The sequence below is a fragment of the Streptococcus sanguinis genome, assembly GCF_003943655.1.
Taxonomy (GTDB): domain Bacteria; phylum Bacillota; class Bacilli; order Lactobacillales; family Streptococcaceae; genus Streptococcus; species Streptococcus sanguinis_F.
Genome location: NZ_RJMM01000007.1, coordinates 1 through 20,577 on the forward strand (window position 1 = coordinate 1; position 20,577 = coordinate 20,577).

The 20,577-nt window shown below is 41.9% G+C and carries 19 protein-coding genes; 6 read left to right on the forward strand and 13 right to left on the reverse strand.

The features are described from left to right. The 10 genes from D8886_RS04525 to ftsW form a co-directional block, all read right to left on the reverse strand. A partial coding sequence (locus D8886_RS04525; RefSeq protein WP_125434359.1) for a glycosyltransferase family 2 protein occupies window positions 1–134 on the reverse strand: 134 nt, incomplete at its 3' end. 179 nt (window positions 135–313) lie between these two features. Further along, on the reverse strand, window positions 314–1,543 hold the full coding sequence (locus D8886_RS04530) for an ABC transporter ATP-binding protein (RefSeq protein ID WP_125352845.1): 1,230 nt from the start codon (window positions 1,541–1,543) through the stop codon (window positions 314–316). Beyond that, window positions 1,543–2,346: an ABC transporter permease gene (locus D8886_RS04535; protein WP_125434360.1), complete on the reverse strand. Its 804-nt coding sequence runs from the start codon at window positions 2,344–2,346 to the stop codon at window positions 1,543–1,545. Before D8886_RS04535 ends, D8886_RS04530 begins: the two co-directional genes overlap by 1 nt. A gap of 5 nt (window positions 2,347–2,351) precedes the next feature. Further along, the gene (locus D8886_RS04540) at window positions 2,352–3,287 is read right to left on the reverse strand and encodes a glycosyltransferase family 2 protein (protein ID WP_125434361.1); all 936 of its coding nucleotides are present in this window, start codon (window positions 3,285–3,287) and stop codon (window positions 2,352–2,354) included. Next, window positions 3,284–4,432 carry a beta 1-4 rhamnosyltransferase Cps2T gene (cps2T, locus tag D8886_RS04545; RefSeq protein WP_125434362.1) on the reverse strand — a complete coding sequence of 383 codons (1,149 nt, stop codon included), beginning with the start codon at window positions 4,430–4,432 and terminating at the stop codon, window positions 3,284–3,286. Before cps2T ends, D8886_RS04540 begins: the two co-directional genes overlap by 4 nt. A 338-nt stretch (window positions 4,433–4,770) precedes the next feature. Continuing rightward, a complete protein-coding gene (gene tuf / locus D8886_RS04550) occupies window positions 4,771–5,967 on the reverse strand; it encodes an elongation factor Tu (RefSeq protein WP_002895003.1) in 1,197 nt (398 codons plus the stop codon). A gap of 122 nt (window positions 5,968–6,089) precedes the next feature. Next, the gene (locus D8886_RS04555; RefSeq protein WP_125434363.1) at window positions 6,090–7,070 is read right to left on the reverse strand and encodes an anti sigma factor C-terminal domain-containing protein; all 981 of its coding nucleotides are present in this window, start codon (window positions 7,068–7,070) and stop codon (window positions 6,090–6,092) included. Beyond that, complete coding sequence (locus tag D8886_RS04560) at window positions 7,057–7,527, reverse strand: RNA polymerase sigma factor (protein WP_125434364.1); 471 nt, start codon at window positions 7,525–7,527, stop codon at window positions 7,057–7,059. The genes D8886_RS04555 and D8886_RS04560 overlap by 14 nt, the downstream gene beginning before the upstream one ends. A gap of 122 nt (window positions 7,528–7,649) precedes the next feature. Next, window positions 7,650–10,496, reverse strand: a complete 2,847-nt coding sequence (gene ppc / locus D8886_RS04565; RefSeq protein WP_125434365.1) for a phosphoenolpyruvate carboxylase — start codon at window positions 10,494–10,496, stop codon at window positions 7,650–7,652. Between the two features lie 46 nt (window positions 10,497–10,542). Then, window positions 10,543–11,775: a cell division peptidoglycan polymerase FtsW gene (gene ftsW / locus D8886_RS04570; protein ID WP_125434366.1), complete on the reverse strand. Its 1,233-nt coding sequence runs from the start codon at window positions 11,773–11,775 to the stop codon at window positions 10,543–10,545. 154 nt (window positions 11,776–11,929) lie between these two features. Here ftsW and D8886_RS04575 point away from each other — a divergent pair, with 154 nt between their 5' ends. The 6 genes from D8886_RS04575 to lysS all read left to right on the forward strand — a co-directional run bounded on the left by D8886_RS04575 (window position 11,930) and on the right by lysS (window position 17,193). Further along, window positions 11,930–12,406, forward strand: coding sequence for a glutathione peroxidase (locus tag D8886_RS04575; protein WP_004186192.1), 477 nt, complete (start codon window positions 11,930–11,932; stop codon window positions 12,404–12,406). A gap of 171 nt (window positions 12,407–12,577) precedes the next feature. Beyond that, the gene (locus D8886_RS04580) at window positions 12,578–13,435 is read left to right on the forward strand and encodes a glycoside hydrolase family 25 protein (RefSeq protein WP_004186188.1); all 858 of its coding nucleotides are present in this window, start codon (window positions 12,578–12,580) and stop codon (window positions 13,433–13,435) included. A 142-nt stretch (window positions 13,436–13,577) separates the two neighbouring features. After that, on the forward strand, window positions 13,578–14,426 hold the full coding sequence (locus tag D8886_RS04585; protein WP_032914778.1) for a DUF368 domain-containing protein: 849 nt from the start codon (window positions 13,578–13,580) through the stop codon (window positions 14,424–14,426). Next, on the forward strand, window positions 14,419–14,904 hold the full coding sequence (locus tag D8886_RS04590) for an aminoacyl-tRNA deacylase (protein WP_004186181.1): 486 nt from the start codon (window positions 14,419–14,421) through the stop codon (window positions 14,902–14,904). The genes D8886_RS04585 and D8886_RS04590 overlap by 8 nt, the downstream gene beginning before the upstream one ends. Before the next feature lie 62 nt (window positions 14,905–14,966). Next, window positions 14,967–15,602: a histidine phosphatase family protein gene (locus tag D8886_RS04595; RefSeq protein ID WP_004186178.1), complete on the forward strand. Its 636-nt coding sequence runs from the start codon at window positions 14,967–14,969 to the stop codon at window positions 15,600–15,602. A gap of 100 nt (window positions 15,603–15,702) precedes the next feature. Beyond that, window positions 15,703–17,193, forward strand: a complete 1,491-nt coding sequence (gene lysS, locus D8886_RS04600; protein ID WP_002914784.1) for a lysine--tRNA ligase — start codon at window positions 15,703–15,705, stop codon at window positions 17,191–17,193. Window positions 17,194–17,294: 101 nt separating this feature from the next. Here lysS and D8886_RS04605 read toward each other — a convergent pair whose 3' ends face one another. From D8886_RS04605 to D8886_RS04615, 3 genes are read right to left on the reverse strand one after another with little or no spacing between them, the layout of a single operon-like run. Further along, window positions 17,295–18,563, reverse strand: a complete 1,269-nt coding sequence (locus tag D8886_RS04605; RefSeq protein ID WP_125331433.1) for an ABC transporter permease — start codon at window positions 18,561–18,563, stop codon at window positions 17,295–17,297. Continuing rightward, window positions 18,563–19,261: an ABC transporter ATP-binding protein gene (locus tag D8886_RS04610; protein ID WP_002899969.1), complete on the reverse strand. Its 699-nt coding sequence runs from the start codon at window positions 19,259–19,261 to the stop codon at window positions 18,563–18,565. The genes D8886_RS04605 and D8886_RS04610 overlap by 1 nt, the downstream gene beginning before the upstream one ends. Then, entirely contained in the window at window positions 19,245–20,408 is a 1,164-nt protein-coding gene (locus D8886_RS04615) for an efflux RND transporter periplasmic adaptor subunit (RefSeq protein ID WP_125434367.1), read from the reverse strand. Before D8886_RS04615 ends, D8886_RS04610 begins: the two co-directional genes overlap by 17 nt. Between the last annotated feature and the right edge of the window lie 169 nt (window positions 20,409–20,577).

The following is a 20,577-nucleotide window of genomic DNA, read 5'->3' on the forward strand; positions in this document are numbered from 1 at the left end:
GTAGAAGCATCATCAATAATAATTACCTCAAAAGAAAAGGAGGTTTTTTGTTCTAGTAAACTATCTAAGGTCTTCGGTAAGAAATTTTCTTTATTGTAAACCGTACAAATCACAGATACAACTGGTTCAGTCATATTTTCATCCTTTCTTCACAATTCTTTCAAATTAAAATTCACACTTCCTTAAATTTTGAAGCAATAGAAAATACTGAAGTTCTCAAGTACTCTTGACGCTTCTTTGCAAACTATCATCCAATCTTAAAGCTTTTGAATATCTAATTACCCATATGTTTTCTTATCGTTTGGGAATCAAATTATCCCTCAATCTTCCACTCACCATTTCTATGAATCAATCCAGCAGCTGAATCAACAGCTGAAAAATCGTCACTAGCAATGTCATCTCGGTTTATCATTATAATAGGAGCATTACTCTCGCTTGCAAAGGCTAGCATTTCTCTAGAATCACCTAAAATCGTTACCTGTAGTTTTAATTTTATATTATTGATGGCAGCTAGACTACATCTATAAATCAAACTTTTATGCCCTTTAGTCTCAGTGGGAGAGTCAAAAGAATTATCATTATAAATCCAGATGTTCCGGTCTATATCAGTCATGGAAAATACAGCATGAGTCGAAATATCTTCTAAAACATCGTACGAAATTCTAAACTCCACATCTTCATGCTGAGTTATTCTGGGATTTGAAAGCAGTTCTACCTGCAAATTTTCTACAAGAACCTTCCCCTTATTCACTTCTGATGCATCTAAATTATCTTCACTTTCATCATGACTGATTTTCTGAACAGCATTATCGAAACTGTATTGATTAGCTACATCTTCTGGCGACCCCATAGCCTTTACCAAGCCATTTTCAATCAAAACAGCCTTGTTGCAGTATTTTTTTGCTGCTCCCATATCATGAGTAACTAATATAGTGGTCTTACCAGAAGCCTTACGCTCCATAAAGTAATCATTACACTTACGTTGAAAAGCTTCATCTCCTACAGCCAGCACCTCATCTAGAATCAAAATATCCCCCTGTGCCTTAATAGCAACCGAGAAAGCCAGTCGAACTTGCATTCCACTAGAATAATTTTTGAGTTTTTGGTTCATAAATTCTTCCAATTCTGCAAACTCAACAATATCTCTATACATGGCATCAACTTCTTCTGTTGAAAATCCCAACATAGCCCCATTCATATACACATTTTCGCGTCCAGTAAGTTCAGGATTAAAACCAACTCCCAATTCTATAAAAGAAACTAATTTACCATCAACCGTCACGCAGCCCCGTTCCGGCACATAAATCTGTGAAATAATTTTTAAAAGGGTAGACTTCCCAGAGCCATTTCTTCCCAAAATTCCAAAAAAATCACCTTTTTCAACATTAAAGGAAATATCTTTCAATACATACTGTTCTTTGTAACCTTTGATACCTCGAAAACGATTGACTACAGCTGTCCGCAAACTGTTGGTTGCTTCTGTCGGTAATTTAAAGAACTTACTAACATGTTCAACTTTTACTGCAATATTATTTTCTGTCATTAGAGAATCTCCGCAAATTTCTTAGCATTTTTGTTAAAAATCCAAAATCCAAATATAAAGATAAGCCAAGGAAGGCAATATGGAATAGCAAGAATTAGCTTATTATTTACCATTTGCCAGACTGGTGTATTAGCTTTATCAATCAGGAAATAGCGCATATCTTGGATAATCTGAGCCAAAGGATTCATCATAACTAGCTTAGCAGCTAAAGGATTTTTATCTACAATGAAACTGATAGGATAGATAATAGGAGTTGCATAAAGTCCTGCCTGCATAAACACTTCCCAAATTTGGGATAAGTCACGAAAACGAACAAAAAGCGTTGCTAAAATGAAAGCTAGGCCAGTCGAGATTAAAAAGAGTTCCAAAAACAAAGGAAAAATCCACAAAGCAGATAGAGTAAATTGGACACCATTCAAAATAGCAAACACCAAAACAACAAACAAGTTGATTGAGAAATTGATAGCCGCTCCTGCTACAGCCGAAATAACAATAATATGCTTAGAAAAATTCAACTTTCGTAGCAAATCCCCACGTGTCACAATAGAGACCATCCCCATAGCCGTCGCTTCTGAGAAGAAGCCCCAAATGACGTTGGCTAAGAGCNGAGCTACTTCAAAATGTGGTACATTTCCTCCCAAGCGCAAAAAGCGGACAAAGACCAGATACATGATAGTAAACATCATCAACGGCNTCAAAATCGACCAGAGATAGCCGACCAAGGACCCTTGATAACGCAACTTAAAATCCGTCTTGATTAATTCTTTCAAAAGAATTCGATTTTTTTTACTAAAAAAATCCATGAATATTACTCCTTATAAGCAAACTTTGTGAGAATGAGGCTCGTAAAAACAAGGGTATGGAAAGTACGGTTTTTACGGTAGCCATACTGACGAATCCTGCGCCAGCGCTCCTTAAAAGGCACCTCCATAATGGTCACAAAATTCTCAATTAACTCTCTATTTTCAGCAGTCAGCGGCAGGACCAGCAAATTTCTAGCCTGGGTCTGACTGTCTTTTATCAATTTCCAATATTTGGCAAAAAGAACATGGGGACGCACCCAGTTTTTTACGCGTTTTCTGAGCGTTCGAGCTCCTAGAACATTGTTTGAATGCTGGCGATAGAGCTCACCTGGCTTGTCAATATAGACTAGATTGCCAAAAGCCGCAGCCAGCAAGCCCAGATACCAATCGTGCATGAGCAGTTCATGCTCTTCCTTCCCAGTCCAAAGTTGGGCCAAGGCGCGATTTATCATAGAAACGCCGCCCGTCACCGTATTCTCCGTCAACTCTTGGATTAGTTCTGTATTAGCGTGATCTGACTGAGTGCGAATCATACTTTCGTGAACAACCTGTAGCTCTTGATCTACGACTTTCAAGTCAGTATAAACCAGCAAGGGCTGACTGCTATCATATTTGTCTGCCTCAGCCAACTGCATGGCAATCTTGTCTGGCAGCCAAACGTCATCTTGGTCGCTAAAGAGATAGAAATCCGAATCTTGGTATTGAAGCAGGCTATGAAAACTCTGAATGACACCCAGATTTTGTGGATTTTCCCGATTGATAAAGGAAATACGGTCATCCTTGCGGCAAAAGTCTTCGATGACAGCCCGCGTCCCATCTGTAGAGCCATCATCACGAATCAGCAGCTGCCAGTCCCTATATGTCTGCTCTTGGATACTCTTAATCTGCTCGGCCAGAAACTGTTCCCCATTATAGGCGGACAGAAGAATGGTCACTTTCATGATAAAAATAAATCCTCGTATTCACCCACAATTTTTTCCCAGGTGTAGTTTTCTTTCATATTTTCTTTGGCGGCTTGACCTAGCTCCGTAAAATCTGTTTGCGCATCTACTCGGTCAATCAGCTGGGCCAGCTGGCCTTTTTCTTTTTCCCAGTAGAGAGCCGTTTCTTTTGCTACCTTCCGATTGAAGTCCACATCCAATACCAGATTGGCATCTGTCTGAGCCAGAGCTTCCAAGAGTCCCGGATTGGTCCCGCCAACCTCGTGGCCATGTATGTACGCAAAAGCATGATTACGGATATATTTGAGCAGATTCTGATCATAGACCGTCCCAGCAAATTTAATGCGAGAATCACGGTCAAAGCTCGTTTTCTGCTTAAGCTCTTCAAAATAGGGATTTCCCTCATGATTGCAGATAATCAGCAAGTCACGTTGGGTTTTGGATTTCATGAACTCTTGAATGATGGTTTCATAGTTGTTCTCCGGAACGAAGCGTCCGACAATGAGGTAATAGTCTTTTTCCTTACTGGCCCACTTTTCAAAGAAGACCCTGACCTTGCCTTCGTTTTCCGTCAGATTAGACAGATAAAGGTCGGTTCCATAAGCGATACAGGTTGTTTTAGACCAAGGATAAGCTTTTTGAATATAGCTTTCGATGCCTTGATTGTCCGCAATAACCAAGTCAGCATGCTTGGTCATGACCTTTTCAGAATACTTGAGATAGGATTGGACTGGCTTAGACCACTTGGCCCGCTTCCACTCCAACCCGTCAGGATTGATAAAGAATTTACCGCCTGCCTGATGGATACGACGAGCAAAGGGAAAGATAAAAGCACCAACAGTATTTCCAAGAATGTAAAAAATTGGCTGCTCAATCTGCTCTTTCTTAGCAAACTTGAGGGCATAGGAAACAGCCATCATATCATAGGCAATTACTCGGGCCGGACCAAGCTTGGGTGGCTTGACTGTAAAGCAGTTTACTCCCTTGTAGTCAAAATGATGAAAAGCTTCATCATCCGATAAGCAAGCCACATGATACTGGATTTGAGAAGAGATTTGATGCTCTGTCAATTTCTCGACAAAAGTTTCAAATCCTCCATATTTGGCAGGAAGTCCCCGACTCCCGATGATGAAGACATGTTTCATGATTTCCCTCAATTCAAGATTTTACAATCCATTCTATTATACCACTTTCTAGTGTGTTTGTATAACCAGAATCAAAAAATCCATTATTACCCTTACAAAAAAATATGAAAGTCACTTTGTTTTTAAATAAATCTATCCATTGTAGATTTATTTAGATTACTTTCAAACATAGTCGTTTATTTTATCTTATACTAATTCGCTATATCTACGCCAGTACAACCTACAACTATCCTACTCGGACTAAAAAACTATCTCCTTAAATACAGAAAGCATACAAAAACCCCGTTTTCACGGGGTTTAGTGTCTGACTATAATTGTTATCTGGGAACGGAATCGAATTAAGCTTCGATTTCTGTAACCATACCTGAACCAACGGTACGTCCACCTTCACGGATAGAGAAAGTAGTACCTTGTTCAACAGCGATTGGGTGGATCAACTCAACGTCGATTGTTACGTTATCACCAGGCATTACCATTTCAGTACCTGCTGGAAGTTCGATTGAACCTGTAACGTCAGTTGTACGGAAGTAGAACTGTGGACGGTAGTTGTTGAAGAATGGAGTGTGACGTCCGCCTTCTTCTTTAGTAAGGATATAAACTTCACCCTTGAATTTAGTGTGTGGGTTGATTGAACCTGGTTTAGCGATAACTTGTCCACGTTCGATTTCATCACGTTGGATACCACGGAGAAGCACACCTACGTTGTCCCCTGCAAGACCTTCGTCAAGCTGTTTACGGAACATTTCAACACCAGTAACAACTGCTTTTTGGATTTCTTCTTTGATACCAACGATTTCGATTTCGTCGTTGACTTTAACGATACCACGGTCGATACGTCCTGAAGCAACTGTACCACGACCAGTGATTGAGAATACGTCTTCGACTGGAAGAAGCAATGGCTTGTCAGTATCGCGTTCTGGTTCTGGGATGTACTCATCAACAGTGTCCATCAATTCCATGATGATGTCTTCATATTTAGAGTCACCTTCAAGAGCTTTAAGAGCTGAACCTTGGATAACTGGAAGATCGTCACCTGGGAAGTCGTATTCTGACAAGAGGTCACGGATTTCCATTTCAACCAATTCAAGCAATTCTTCATCGTCAACCAAGTCAACTTTATTCATGAAGACGATCAAGTGTTTAACACCAACCTGACGTGAAAGCAAGATGTGCTCACGAGTTTGTGGCATTGGTCCGTCAGTTGAAGCTACTACGAGGATCGCTCCGTCCATTTGAGCGGCACCAGTGATCATGTTTTTAACGTAGTCCGCGTGTCCTGGAGCGTCGATGTGAGCGTAGTGACGCTTAGCAGTTTCATACTCAACGTGCGCAGTGTTGATAGTGATTCCGCGTTCGCGTTCTTCTGGAGCAGCATCGATAGACGCATAGTCTTTAGGTTGGTTAACTGCTGAAGGCAAGCGACGTGCCAATACAGTTGTGATAGCTGCTGTCAAAGTAGTTTTACCGTGGTCAACGTGTCCGATAGTACCAATGTTAACGTGTGGTTTACTACGATCGTATTTTTCTTTTGCCATTTGAGTAAAAGCCTCCAATAAAATATATTTTATAGATAGACAGTAGGCAATACAGTCTAACTTTCCTTACTATTTTATCAAATTTAAATGAAAATGCAAGTCTTTTAGCATTTTTTTGTGAATTATTCCTTGTCTAATTTATAGTAAGGTTGATTGGAAACGGAAGCACCAATACTCGAAGCAGCAATCCATTCTTTCCCTTCTAATTGGCTGAAATTCTCAGCTTTCCCAGTCAGAATAATACCAGAAAAGGTCAATTGATCCCGATTTTCTGCTTCACGAATATCTAGCTGACCAAATTTCTTGAGATAGGTTTCAATGTCATTGTACATATTGTAATTGTTAACAGTTGGGAAAAAGGTTTTATCAACTTCTTTTAGATAGTCCAAGAAGGTCTTCTGTCCCTCTTTACTGCTAGTTGTTGGATCCATAGCTAATAATTCAGCACCAGCTCCATAGGTCGTCTTAGGATCAGAACTCAGTACCATGCCATTTTCACCGTCCTTCGATTGACTACCAATCCAATACCAATTAATCTTGAGATTATTCGGTATCATCTGCTGGATTTCCTTATAGGTATAGGGTCTATCAAAGGTCACGGCTACTTCAACCAATTGATCAGGCATTTCTTTGACAGAAGCCAACTCCTTAGGTATGGAATTACTATCCTTTGTTACTTTGGCATTAACATTGTAAAAAACCGGATATTTCTGGCGAAGTTCTCGCGTATAGGTCCCTGATTTAGTGTAATAAGTCCCTTCCGAAGTCGGATTTTTATAAGAGCCTGTTAGTGAATAGTTACCCTCATAAGCTGGATAAACCACTCTCACTCCATTCAAGTCTTTAAAACGATCGGAACGTAAGGTTCCTGAGAAATAAGAAGTTTGTGTGTAATAAAGACTATCATAGTCAACATTAGGGTAGGCGATTTCGGACATAATTTCGTACTGTTTCTGCAAGTTTTGTCCATTCTTGGAGGCTAATTCTATTAGTCCCTTTCCTAAGAGACCTAAAATCACTAAAGAAACAAAGGTGCTAATAGCTACTGTCTTCCAGAGTCTTTTTCTTCTGCTTTTCTTTGCAAGAATTTCAAATGTTTCCATTTAGGTATCCTTTCTTTTCCAGTTTCTTTCGGAGTTTAGCACGACAGCGCATCAACTGAATCTTGACCTTACTTACTGAGTAAGACATGATTCGGGCAATCTCCTTGACTGTAAAACCCTGAAAATAATAGAGTTCTAAAAGTGTAACTTCCTTAGACGGAAGTTCCTCTATTGCACTTCGTAGCAGCTCATAATCTTTATTTTCAAAGGGAATAACTGAGTGATTTTTAAAAAATTCCTTTTTTAAAATCTGCAAATATCGCTTATCTCTCCTATATCTGTCTATGTAGCGCCGGATAGAGACCCGATACATCCAAGCTCGCATCTTCTCTGCCGGGATAATAATTTCTGTTTCCAACATCTTAACAAAAACATCTTGAACCACGTCTTCTGCTTCTACTTTAGACGCGCCTGATTTCTGCAGATAGGAGATAATCTCACGAGCAAAACCTATCAAGATTGTTTCATATTCATCCAGTCTAATAAGCTCACCCCCCCTCCTCAATAATATAACGAATTAAGAAGCCTTTTGGTTACAAAAATAGAAAAAACCGGAACAATTCCGATTTTCTCTTTGTATCAGCCAGAATTCCGAAGTCCTGTAGCAATTCCGTTGATGGTGATGTGAATCAGCTTTTCTTGATCTGGTGTAAGCTGACCGTTGCGCTGACGCTTGATTAGTTCTAGCTGGATATAGTTCAAAACATTAAAGTAAGGCATACGATAGTGCAAGCTATCCCTCAGATAGGTATTTTCTGCAAGGAGCTCATCGTGCCCTTCAATCTCTAGAATGACATCCTTAGTCAGCTGCCACTCATCCAAGATAATATTGAAAATATCTCGCACATTCTGATCTTCACAAAGCTGCGCGTACTCAAAAGCGATATTCATATTTGACTTAGACAGAACCATGTCTACATTTGATAAGAGCGACTTGAAGAACGGCCATCTCTTATACATAAATTGCAGGAAGGCTAGATTGTTTTCTGGGTCTTCATCAATGAATTCCTTGAAACTTGATCCGACACCATACCAGCCTGGGAACATAACTCGACTTTGAGACCATGAAAAGACCCATGGAATAGCTCTGAGACCGCCGATTTCAGTGATGGTTTTACGGGCAGCAGGACGAGAACCGATATTAAAGCTAGAGATAGCCTTGATCGGACTGGATTCGAAGAAGTAATCGTAAAAACGCTCGTCGCCAAAGACCAAATCACGGTAAATCTGATAACTGCGATTGACTACTTGGTCCATGATCCGCTCATATTTATCAGAAGTATGGCTATCGCTCTTCTTATGAGTTACCATGCGGTTAATGGCAGCAGACACTAGCATTTCCAAGTTATAGTAGGCTGCGTCTTTGTTTCCATATTTATTACCAATGACTTCCCCTTGCTCAGTCAGACGAATTCGGTCATTGATACTGCGGAGTGGCTGAGAAGTGATGGCTTCATAAGTTGGACCACCACCACGTCCTACTGTACCTCCCCGGCCATGGAAGAAGGTGATTTTCACGCCAAACTTATCACCGATGGCTGTCAGCTGCTGCTGAGCCTTGTAGAGAGTCCAACAAGAAGACAGGTAGCCACCGTCCTTATTACTGTCTGAATAGCCCAGCATGATTTCCTGATAATTATCCTTAGAGGCAATCCACTTCTGAGCAATTGGCAGAGACAGGTATTTCTCCATGGTATCACAGGAATTGTCCAAATCCTCAATGGTTTCAAAGAGCGGAACAATTTGGACACGAGCACCATTTTCATCAATCAGCCCCACTTCTTTAAGCATAATAGCTAACTCAAGTAGATCTGATACACTGGTCGAGTGAGAGATAATATTCTGCTTAATGACTTCCTCACCGATGGCATCTTTTAGCTGACGGGCTGTTTTGAAAATCTCCAGTTCTTTTTGCAGGAGTTCGGATTTAGACTCATGAGTAGCTGACAGGATACGAGGATCTTCAAGCAGCTGTTTAAGGAGGACCTGGCATTTTTCTTCTTCCGACAGGCTACTATAATCCTGAACAATATTAGCCGAAGCCAAGAGCTCAGCCACACAGGCTTCATGAACACTGGAATCCTGCCGCATATCAATACTGGCCAAGAAGAAGCCAAAAACATCAACCGCTTGGAGAAGCTCAGTCAAGTCGCCACTTACCAAGGCTTCTCCATGATGTTCGATAAGAGAATCATAAATGACCTGCAAGTCTTTTTTAAATTCCTGAGCTGTTTTGTAAGAAGGTGTCTCCTCTTTCTTCAGTTCAGTCAAGGTCTCGCTGATACGAGACTGGATATAATTAGGGATGATTTCTCTTCCTTTATTGCTGACAGAAAGGTTGGCTTTCGCAGACAATTTTCCCTCAGCTCGGTCAGTCAATCGCTGACCGTCATTTGAGAAATTACCTTCTTTAAGGTAAAGCAAGGTTTGAATCAGCTTGGACTGGATATAGTGGAAAGCACGGCGGTAAGGCTCATTTTCCCGATAAACAGACTTGTCTGTAGACAGAGCTGCCATTTCTGCTACTGCCTGACTGGTTTCTGAGAGGTTGGTCGAGAGTGAGAAGGTGCGATAGAGTGTATAAACCTTGTCAATGTAATAGTTGAGGATGACTTCACTCTGGAGGGTGGCTGATAGTTTAAGGGTTTCTGCTGTTACAAAAGGATTGCCATCCCGGTCGCCGCCGATCCACATTCCCATGGTAATAGGCTTAGGATTATCCAGCTTGATGCCCCGCTCTTCTGCCAAGCGTCTGTATTCGACCATAAAGTTGGTGATCGCTTGCAGGAAAGAGCTGTTATAGTACTCCATGACATTGGTAATCTCATTGGTCACTTTCAGCTTCTTCTCACGGATCATATCTGTCTGCATCATAAGCTCAATATAGCGGCGGAGATTTCCTAGCCACTTCTTCTCATTTACCAGGCCTGCTTTAACATCACGATGCTGACGCAGCAAACTATGAATATGATTGGTTAAGTCCAGAACGGTCTTACGCTGAACCTGAGTTGGGTGAGCTGTCAGTACTGGAACAACATTCAGGTTTTCCAGAATTTCCTGAGCATTTTCCCGCGTTGAAATCAGGTCAATGGTTGTTGACAGCTTTCCAAGATAATCCTGATTGATATTGTTTTGATGGTTGATTTCATAAGCTAGGTCCACGTCTTCTGAGATATTAATCAAAAGCGGCAAAATAGAGAAATAACGGGAAATATAAACCATTTCATCTGTCGTCATTTCTTCTACAATCGCTTTTAACTCATGATATTTGGAGTTAACCGCCAGCTCCTCCATGAGGGAGATTTTTTCAAAGGTCTCAGGGCTGAGAAGATTCCGAGTAATATCGGCAAGCAAGTCTGTCAAAATAGCGACTTCTTCTCGAATTACTTCTTTATTGCTGTAGCTTTCTAATTTGTTAAATGACATAATCTGCACCTTTCATTTTTGCAACAACCGTTCACACTAACTGCGTTTAAGCTTCCTCAGACTGGTCTTGTGCCTCCGCTTCCATCTGCTCATAGAGGGCATCACGGCGCTCGTTGGCATCAATATTGAGTACCAAGGCGATGGCCACTGACAAGACCAGAAGACTGTTCCCTCCTTGCGATAGGAAGGGGAAGGTTACTCCTGTAGACGGAATAAGACCTGAAATTCCACCGATATTGATGAAGGTCTGCATAAGTATCATACCGCCAATTCCCAAAGCCATCATGGAGTTAAATGGATTCTTTGCCCGAATCCCTACCAAGATAATTCTCAGAATCAGGAAAAAGAGCAGGGCCAGAATCAAACTGGCACCAAAGAAACCAAACTCCTCTATCACGATAGAAAATACAAAGTCCGTATGAGCTTCCGGCAGATAACCGCGCTTCTCAATAGAGTTCCCCAAGCCTAGGCCAAACCAGCCGCCATTACTCATAGCATAATAGGAATTAGCCAATTGGTGGCCTGAGCCAGACAGATCTTTAAAGGGATTGAAGAAAGCGCTGAAACGCTTGGCCACATACCCAAAGACTGGAATCTTGGCCACGCGCTCAACCCCAATTATCCAAATGCTAGTTAAAACCAATCCCGAAACACTGACAATGGCTCCCAGCATCGTAGAAAACCATCGATAGCCAATCCCGCTGACAGCAATCATTATCACGACGGTCAAAAATAGAATAGTCGCATTTCCAAGGTCTGGCATAATCGCTACAATCCCAATCAGAATAGCCACCATGGTCCGCCAGTCGTTAAAAGCTTTAGGAAACCAATGGTTGTGAGTCAGAGCTTGATAATCATAGACCTTTATCTCCTCCTGCCTCTTTGTGAAGCGAAAAGCTAGATACCAGACCAGAATAATCTTCAAATACTCCGCAGGCTGAATACTGAAAGCTCCAAGCTTGAGCCAACCATGGGCACCGTTAATAGTACCAGTTATAAAACGAGATAAGAGTAAGAGGATAATCTCAGCAAAGATAACTATAGTCAGGATGCCTCCTTTTTTCAGGAAACCCAAGCGGATTCTATATAGGAGCGCAATTATAAAGAGACTTATTACCCAAAAAATCCCCTGATTCAAGACCATGNCAAAACCATTTCCTCCGGCCTGAATCGAGGTAGGACTCGTCGTTGAATAGACCACAATCAATCCCAAAACAGATAAAATCAAATAGGGAATCAAGATGGAATAATTCAACAAGTGTTTCTTGTCAATTTTCATATTTCACCATTAAACTTCTAAAAATTCAATTCTCATTATACCACCTTTTGGATTGAAAAAAAAGCATTAGTGCAGAGACTGGAACAATAAGGACTTGCTTTCGCCTTTTTACATAAAACTGTGATAAGATAGGAGGCAAACAAAGGAGTATAAGATGACAGACATTTATGATATTGAAATTAAAAAACAAGACGGAAGTCTGCAAAAAATGAGTGATTATAAAGGAAAGATTCTGCTGATTGTCAATACAGCGACCGGCTGCGGCTTAACTCCTCAGTATCAAGAACTGCAGGAACTCTATGAGCGCTATCAGAAAGACGGATTTGAAATCCTGGATTTCCCCTGCAATCAGTTTGGCCAGCAGGCTCCTGGAGACGCTGCAGAAATCAATAGCTTTTGCAGCCTTAACTACGGAACGACCTTTCCCCGATTTGCTAAGATCGAGGTCAATGGCCCTCATACTGCTCCACTCTTTGACTGGCTCAAAAAAGAAAAAAGCGGCCTTCTGGGTGAGAAGATTAAATGGAATTTCACAAAGTTTCTGGTCAGCCGAGACGGAACAGTCATCAAACGCTTCTCTCCACAAACTTCTCCCAAAAAGATAGAAGAGCTCATTCAAAAGCTATTATAAAAAGTAGGAAAAAGCAAAACGATTTAGCCAACGGCAATTCATCTTCCACAGCTTGGCTAAGCTCTTGTTTTTGCTTTATAATATTTCAATTATATTACATTTTATTCATTTTCCAGCAATTCTGGGGATATTTTTTGCTTTTTTATTTGTTTTAAGTTAAAATAAACCAGTATGAGGAAGAGGATTAAACCGCTTGCAATCCTAATTTTCTTTGCTTCTTTTATCACTTTTATTTTGATAAGCAAGCAAATTACTGACTCTCAGGAAAAGCAAGCACAGGCAAAAATTTCACAAACTAAACAAACTCCAAGTTCCTCAAAAAAAGAGGAAACATCTGACGATTCGTCCTTGGATGAAGAGTTTATTTCCAGACCAATCATTGACATTTCTGGCTGGCAGCTGCCAAGTGAGATTAATTACGACTTACTCGCACAGAATGTTTCGGGAGTAATTGTCCGTGTTCATAGTGGAGCGCAGGCAAAAAAAGAAAATGCAGCAACCCATCTGAATGGTCTGGACAAGTCTTATGAAAGACATATCAAAGAATTTCAAAAGCGCAACATCCCTGTTGCTGTCTATGCCTATGTGGCCGCCAATAGCAAAAAGGAAATGGAAAAAGAAGCCGAAAGTTTCTACAAGGCTTCTGCCAAGTACCATCCAACTTATTATTGGCTAGATGTCGAAGAAAAGACCATGTCTGACATGAATGCGGGAGTTGAGGCTTTCCGAGCCAAGCTAGAGTCACTTGGTGTTAAAAATATTGGTATCTATATTGGAACCTATTTTATGGAGGAACACAGTATCTCCACTGACAAGTTCACAGCAATTTGGATTCCGACTTATGGTAATGACGATGGCTACTACAATGCCGCACCAAATACTGAGCAAGATTACGACTTGCACCAGTACACATCACAAGGTCAGCTGACTGGTTTCTCCCATTATCTTGATTTGAACCAGCTTTCAACCTTGAAAGACCAGACAGCTACCTATCAAAAGCTATTTACAGTTCCTAAAGAAAATCAATAGCTCAGAACGACAGCTCAAGTCTTAAAGACTACTGTCGTTTTTTATTGTCACAAAATAGGAAATTTCCAGCCGTTCCCTCTTAATAAAGCCTATATTTTATGATATAATGATTTGATAAATGAAATTAGAAAAGGAAAATACAATGATTTCTTGGTTGAATAGAATTTTCAAAGGAATGGTCATTGCGCTTGGATTTATTTTGCCAGGAGTTTCAGGCGGTGTTTTAGCAGCTATCTTAGGTATTTATGAACGCTTGATTCATTTTTTAGCCCATTTAAAAGAAAACTTCGTCGAAAATGTTCTCTATTTCATACCAGTTGGAATCGGAATGATTTTAGGAATTGCTGCTTTCTCCTATCCTGTCAATCTGCTGCTAGACAACTACAAAGTGATTGTCCTCTGGGGATTTGCCGGAGCCATCATCGGGACTGTTCCCAGCCTCATTAAAGAGTCTGTTGCTAAAAGTGAGCGTGATCGGGTTGATATTCTCGTTTTCTGGGTCAGCCTCATCGTCTCAGGAATTTTTCTTTATTCCCTAAACGGTATGGTCGGCACCTTGCCAGCCAACTTTCTCTCTTTCATTTTAGCAGGAGCCCTGATTGCACTGGGCATTTTGATTCCTGGACTCAGTCCGTCCAACCTTCTCTTGATTTTAGGGCTCTACGCTCCTATGCTGAATGGCTTTCGCAAACTGGATCTCTTGGGTACCTTTCTTCCTATCGGAATCGGAGGCGCCTTAGCACTGATTCTTTTCTCTAAGCTCATGGATCATATTTTGAAAAACTACTACTCTCGTGTCTATCACTTTATCATTGGNATTGTCCTATCCAGTACACTTCTCATTGTAGTGCCTCAAGCAGGAAACAGTGAAAGCATCAGCTATCATGGAGTTTCTATATTGACACTTGTTCTTGCAGCCTTTTTCTTCGGTCTGGGAACCTGGCTGGGACTCTGGATGTCGCAATTAGAAGAGAGATATACTAATGGCTAAAAAAACAAAAATCAAAAAAACACTGGTCGAGCAAATTTTAAGCAAGGCTAAGATTGAACATCGAGGTCTGCAGCTAAATGCCTTAGCTGAACAGCCAGCCAATGACTTGGATCGTTCGCAGATTTATAAAACTTTGGCCTTGACAGGAGACAAGACTGGCACACTAATAGGTATCTTACCGATCACAGAACATCTATCTGAAAAGAAAATGGCCAAGATTTCCGGCAATAAAAAAGTCAGTATGATTCCCCAGAAAGACTTGGAAAAGACAACGGGCTATATCCACGGAGCCAACAATCCTGTCGGTATCCGGCAAAAGCACAACTTTCCAATCTATATTGACCAGTCAGCTCTAGAGCGAGATAGCATCGTCGTGTCTGCTGGCGAAGTCGGCCGCAGTATCGAAATCAAGGCTCAAGATTTGGCGGATTTTGTTCAAGCTAACTTTGCAGACCTCAAGGAAAATTCTAGCTCATAATTCTTCAATATTGCACCTAATATTCTCAATAAACCCTAATAAGAAAGAAACAATCAACCACTATGAAATTATACTTTGTCCGACACGGAAGAACGGAATGGAATCAGGAAGGCCGCTTTCAGGGAGCCAGCGGTGATTCGCCACTGCTGCCAGCCTCCGTTGAAGAACTGCATACCCTAGGAAAACATCTGGCCCAGACTCAATTTGGCAAGATTTACAGCAGCGACCTCCCTCGCGCCGTTCGCTCTGCTGAGATTATCCAAGAAGAAAGCCAGTTTCCGACTGAAATCGTATCAGTACCTGAACTGCGAGAATGGCAGTTGGGAAAACTGGAAGGCGCAAAAATTTCTACCATTGAAGCCATCTATCCACACCAGATGACAGCCTTCCGCCACAACCTCTCTCAATTTAATCATACGTTTTTTGACGCTGAGTCAGTCTACCATACGACCCATCGGACCATTTCCTTTATCAAGACCTTAAAGGACAAGGACTATGAACAAGTGCTCATTGTCGGGCACGGAGCTAACTTAACCGCCAGCATTCGAACCATGCTGGGCTATGACACACCTCTCCTGCGCAAGAATGGCGGTCTGACCAATGCCAGTATCACCATTCTTGAAACAGAAGACTTTGAGAATTTTGAGCTGATCACTTGGAATAATACGGATTATTTAGTTGAAAAGGCAGAAAATTAAAGCTGGATTTCTAGCTTTTTTTCTTACTTTATAGCCAAATATAGATGAATTTCCCTATCTTTTGTGATAAAATAGGTAGGAAAACTTTTGGAGGAAAAACATGACTACTGAACATATCGAGGAATTAAACGACCAGCAGATTATCCGCCGTGAAAAAATGGCTGCGCTGGCTGAGCAGGGAATTGACCCTTTTGGCAAACGCTTTGAGCGAACTGCTAACTCTGCTCAACTGAAAGAAAAATACAACGATAAAGATAAAGAAGAATTAAACGAACTCAATGAAACAGCTATTATCGCTGGCCGTCTTATGACTAAGCGCGGCAAAGGAAAGGTTGGCTTTGCCCACATCCAAGACCGTGAAGGCCAAATCCAGATTTATGTGCGTAAAGATGCGGTTGGTGAAGAAAATTATGAAATCTTCAAAAAGGCTGACTTAGGAGATTTCCTCGGTATCGAAGGTGAGATTATGCGGACGGATATGGGTGAGCTTTCTATCAAGGCGACTCACCTCACTCATCTGTCTAAGGCTCTGCGTCCCCTGCCTGAAAAATTCCACGGCCTGACAGATGTCGAAACCATTTACCGCAAGCGTTATTTGGATTTGATTTCCAACCGCGAAAGCTTTGAACGCTTTGTCACTCGCTCAAAAATCATCTCAGAAATCCGCCGTTACCTAGATGGACAAGGCTTCCTTGAAGTTGAAACTCCTGTTCTCCATAATGAGGCAGGCGGTGCTGCTGCCCGTCCATTTATCACCCACCACAATGCCCAAAACATTGACATGGTACTGCGGATTGCAACCGAGCTTCACCTTAAACGACTTATCGTCGGTGGTATGGAGCGAGTGTATGAGATTGGGCGTATCTTCCGTAACGAAGGAATGGATGCTACTCACAATCCAGAGTTCACTTCCATCGAGGTTTACCAAGCCTATGCTGACTTCCAAGATATCATGGACTTGACTGAAGGCATTATCCAACACGCTGCTGTTTCTGTTAATGGAGATGGACCAGTCAACTACCAAGGAACTGAAATCAAGATCAACGAACCATTTAAACGCGTTCACATGGTTGACGCCATCAAGGAAATTACTGGTGTGGATTTTTGGCAAGATATGAGTTTTGAAGAAGCTGCTGCCTTAGCCAAGGAAAAGAAAGTTCCGCTTGAAAAGCACTTCACCGAAGTTGGCCATGTTATCAATGCTTTCTTTGAAGAATTTGTAGAAGAAACCTTGATTCAGCCAACCTTTGTCTACGGTCATCCTGTAGCAGTATCCCCTCTGGCTAAGAAAAATCCAGAAGATCCACGCTTCACGGACCGTTTCGAGCTCTTCATCATGACCAAAGAATATGCCAATGCCTTCACAGAGTTGAACGATCCAATCGATCAATTATCTCGTTTTGAAGCACAGGCAAAAGCCAAAGAACTGGGTGATGACGAAGCAACAGGCATTGACTATGACTTTGTCGAAGCTCTGGAATACGGTATGCCACCAACTGGAGGCCTAGGAATCGGTATCGACCGTCTGGTTATGTTGCTAACAGACGTGACTACCATTCGAGATGTCCTGCTCTTCCCAACGATGAAATAATCTGTATTTTATACGATATTAAGAATGCAAATCCTGCTGGAATTCCAGCAGGATTTTTTACATCACAACAAAAAGTCTGGTTCCCCAGACTTTTAATTATATTATTCATATCTTAGTGCTTCAATTGGATCAAGTTTGGAGGCCTTGTTGGCCGGCAGGATTCCGAAGAGAACACCGATGGTTGCTGAGAAGAGAAGGCTAACGATGCTGACTGGTAGAGATACCGTTACTGGTGTTCCTTCCAGCATTTGACTCATGGCTGAGCCTAGTACAGACGCAAGTCCTGCAGCTAGAAGCAGGCCAATCAAACCACCAATCAGTGTCAAAATCATAGACTCAATCAAAAATTGCATCAAAATATTGCCACGTGTCGCTCCCAGAGCTTTCCGAAGTCCGATTTCCCGAGTCCGCTCAGTGACCGATACCAGCATGATATTCATGACACCGATACCACCGACAAAGAGTGAGATTCCAGCGATGGCACCGATAACTCCTGTCATGGCACCATAAATATTTTGCACTTCCTGATAAAGGGCACTATCATCTGTCACTTGATATTCGCCCTGTTGGAGTCCCGCAATTTCTGTTAATTTCTTGGCAACCTTAGGGCCAAGTTCTGGAACCAAGCTAGTATCATTCACCCGAAGAACAATCTCTGAAATTTCATCGACTCCAAAGTTAGCAGCTATGAGAGTATTGGTCGTAATGGCATTACCTCCATAGACCTGCATAGAGCCAGATGCAGCAGCAGTTTCAGGATCTCTATAAACCCCAATCACCCGATAGTTACTGGCACCCACTGTTACAATTTTATTGATTGCCTCTTCAGCGGAAGAAAAGAGGGTCGCAGCCAGACCTTCGTCTAGCAGCACAACACTGGCAAAGCCTTGATAGTCTTGCTGTCTCAGAGCACGACCAGCAATTATTTTGTATTTTTTCACCTGAATATAGGTCATGTTTGCACCGACAAAGTTGACGCGCTCAGCCTGCTTATTTTCGTAGCTAAAGGTTTCCATAGCTGAGTTGGTCACATAGTAGCCGTCCACTCCCTTGATATGGGTCAATTCCTTAACCCAGGCTTCCTGGGCCTTGGGTGGTTCCACCACTTCTTCGCTTTCATCTTCTACATTTACAGAATAGAGATCAGCTGTTTGTGTATAGGAGCCGTCCTTGCTCTTTTTAGGAGAAAAGACGAGACGCATGTTTTTCTGACTTTTGGTAAAACTTTCATTAACCCGCCGGGTAATGGAATCTCCTAAGGCCATGATAACCACAACTGAAGCCACTCCGATAATAATCCCAATCATGGTCAGGAAAGACCGCATCTTGTGTCCAAGAATGGAGCTAATGGCAAATTTCCAATTTTGCATTAGGCTAGTCCTCCTTCCTTAGCGCTATCAGATGAGATGACACCGTCACGAATAACAATCTGCCGTTTGGCATAGGCAGCAATCTCAGGCTCATGGGTTACCATGATAATGGTTTTCCCTTCTCGATTGAGCTCAGTTAAGAGCTCCATAATCTGCTCGCCAGTCTTGGTATCCAGGGCCCCCGTCGGTTCGTCAGCCAGAATCAGCGAAGGATTATTGACCAAAGCACGCGCAATGGCAACCCGCTGCTTCTGTCCTCCAGAGAGCTCTGAAGGCAGATGGTGCATCCGCGTGTCCAGCTCCACCTTGGTCAGAAACTGCTCGGCCAAGGACTTACGTTTAGACTGACCGACACCTGCATAGATCAAGGGCAGTTCCACATTTTGCAAGGCATTAAGCTTAGACAAGAGAAAGAACTGCTGGAAGACAAAGCCGATTTGCTTATTTCGAACCTTGGCCAGCTTCTTATCACCTAGCTTAGCTACTTCTTCGCTTCCTAGATGGTATTCACCAGTGGTCGGACGATCCAGCATCCCAATGATATTCATCAAAGTAGACTTACCAGATCCAGACGGTCCCATGATGGCAACAAACTCGCCCTCTTCAACCTCCAAACTGATGTCTTTTAATACCTGCAATTCCTGGTCTCCATTGCGATAGCTCTTATTAATATTTTTTAACTCAATTAGCTTCTTCATAAGATTTCACCTCTTGACCATCTTTCAAGCTATCTGTCGGATTGATGATAACTTTACTATCCTTTGTCAAACCAGATGAGATTTCTTGATTTTCAGCATCAGCATTTCCGAGCGTCACTTCTGTCTTCTTGGCAACTCCTTTTTCCAGAACCCAAACATAGTTCTTGTCTCCATCCATTACCACACTGCTAACTGGCACAATGAGTCCCTGAGTATTGTTTTTAACTTCGATATTGACAGAGAAGCCTTGCTTGAGCTCACCAATCTCGCTGGTAATGTCAATTGTAAATGGATATTTGGAACCTGAAGCTGTTCCGCTGCCACCTGTTCCAGACGGTTGAGCCGCTGCCTGCTGGCCGTCTTTCGGATAGTTGGAAATGTAGCTGATTTTACCAGTCCATTTCTTGTCTGGGTAAACCTTTGATGTAATGGTCACTTCTTGGCCGACAGACAAGTTAGCCAGGTTGTATTCAGATAATTCACCCTTAATCTGCAGATTTCCATTGCTGACGATGTGAACCAAGGTTTGAGTGGCACCTGTTGTTGATTTTGAAACATCGCGGTTGACTTCTACGACTGTACCATCTGCTATGCTGGTCACTGTCAAGGCATTGAGAGTAGCTTGTGCTTTGTTCATATTATCCACTGCATCAGCTCGAGCATCGCGCAGGTCAGCTGCCTGAGACTCTACTGAACGTTGAGCCTGAGCTTCAGACGCCCCATCAGCTTCTTCGTCGCCGGTAGTATTTACAGTCACACCATTGGTTTGCAAGTCATGCAATTGACGATCGGCTTTGCTAACCGCCCGAGCAGCTGCATCATAAGCAGCCTGAGCCTCTGCACTTTTATAAGTAACCAATGCTTGACCGGCAGTCACTTGGTCACCGACATTGACCAATACATTTTCCAAGTCACCCTTGGTGCTGTCATAGTAGATGTACTGCTCATTGCTGGCTGTGACATTTCCTGTCAGCAAGACTGAAGAAGCCACTGATCCTTCCTTGGCTTTCTGAACCAGCGGAGTTGTGTCAACAGGCATCTCAGAAGGATTCCCTCCGTTTAGAAACATGAAGAGAATTGCTCCTGCAACAACTGCAATCGTAGCTCCAATAATGCTAAATAATTGCCATTTCTTTAACTTTTTCATCTCTTTTCCTCCTCTTGATGAAAACGATTTTCTTTTGTTATATTATATCACAAGGCTATCATAATTCTTCTAAAAAAATTTACAGTTTTTCACAAATGGTTGCTATTTTATCTCAGATAGTCACTCCACTCAAATCCGTAGCAGATTTTTGCATTCACCTGCTAAAAAA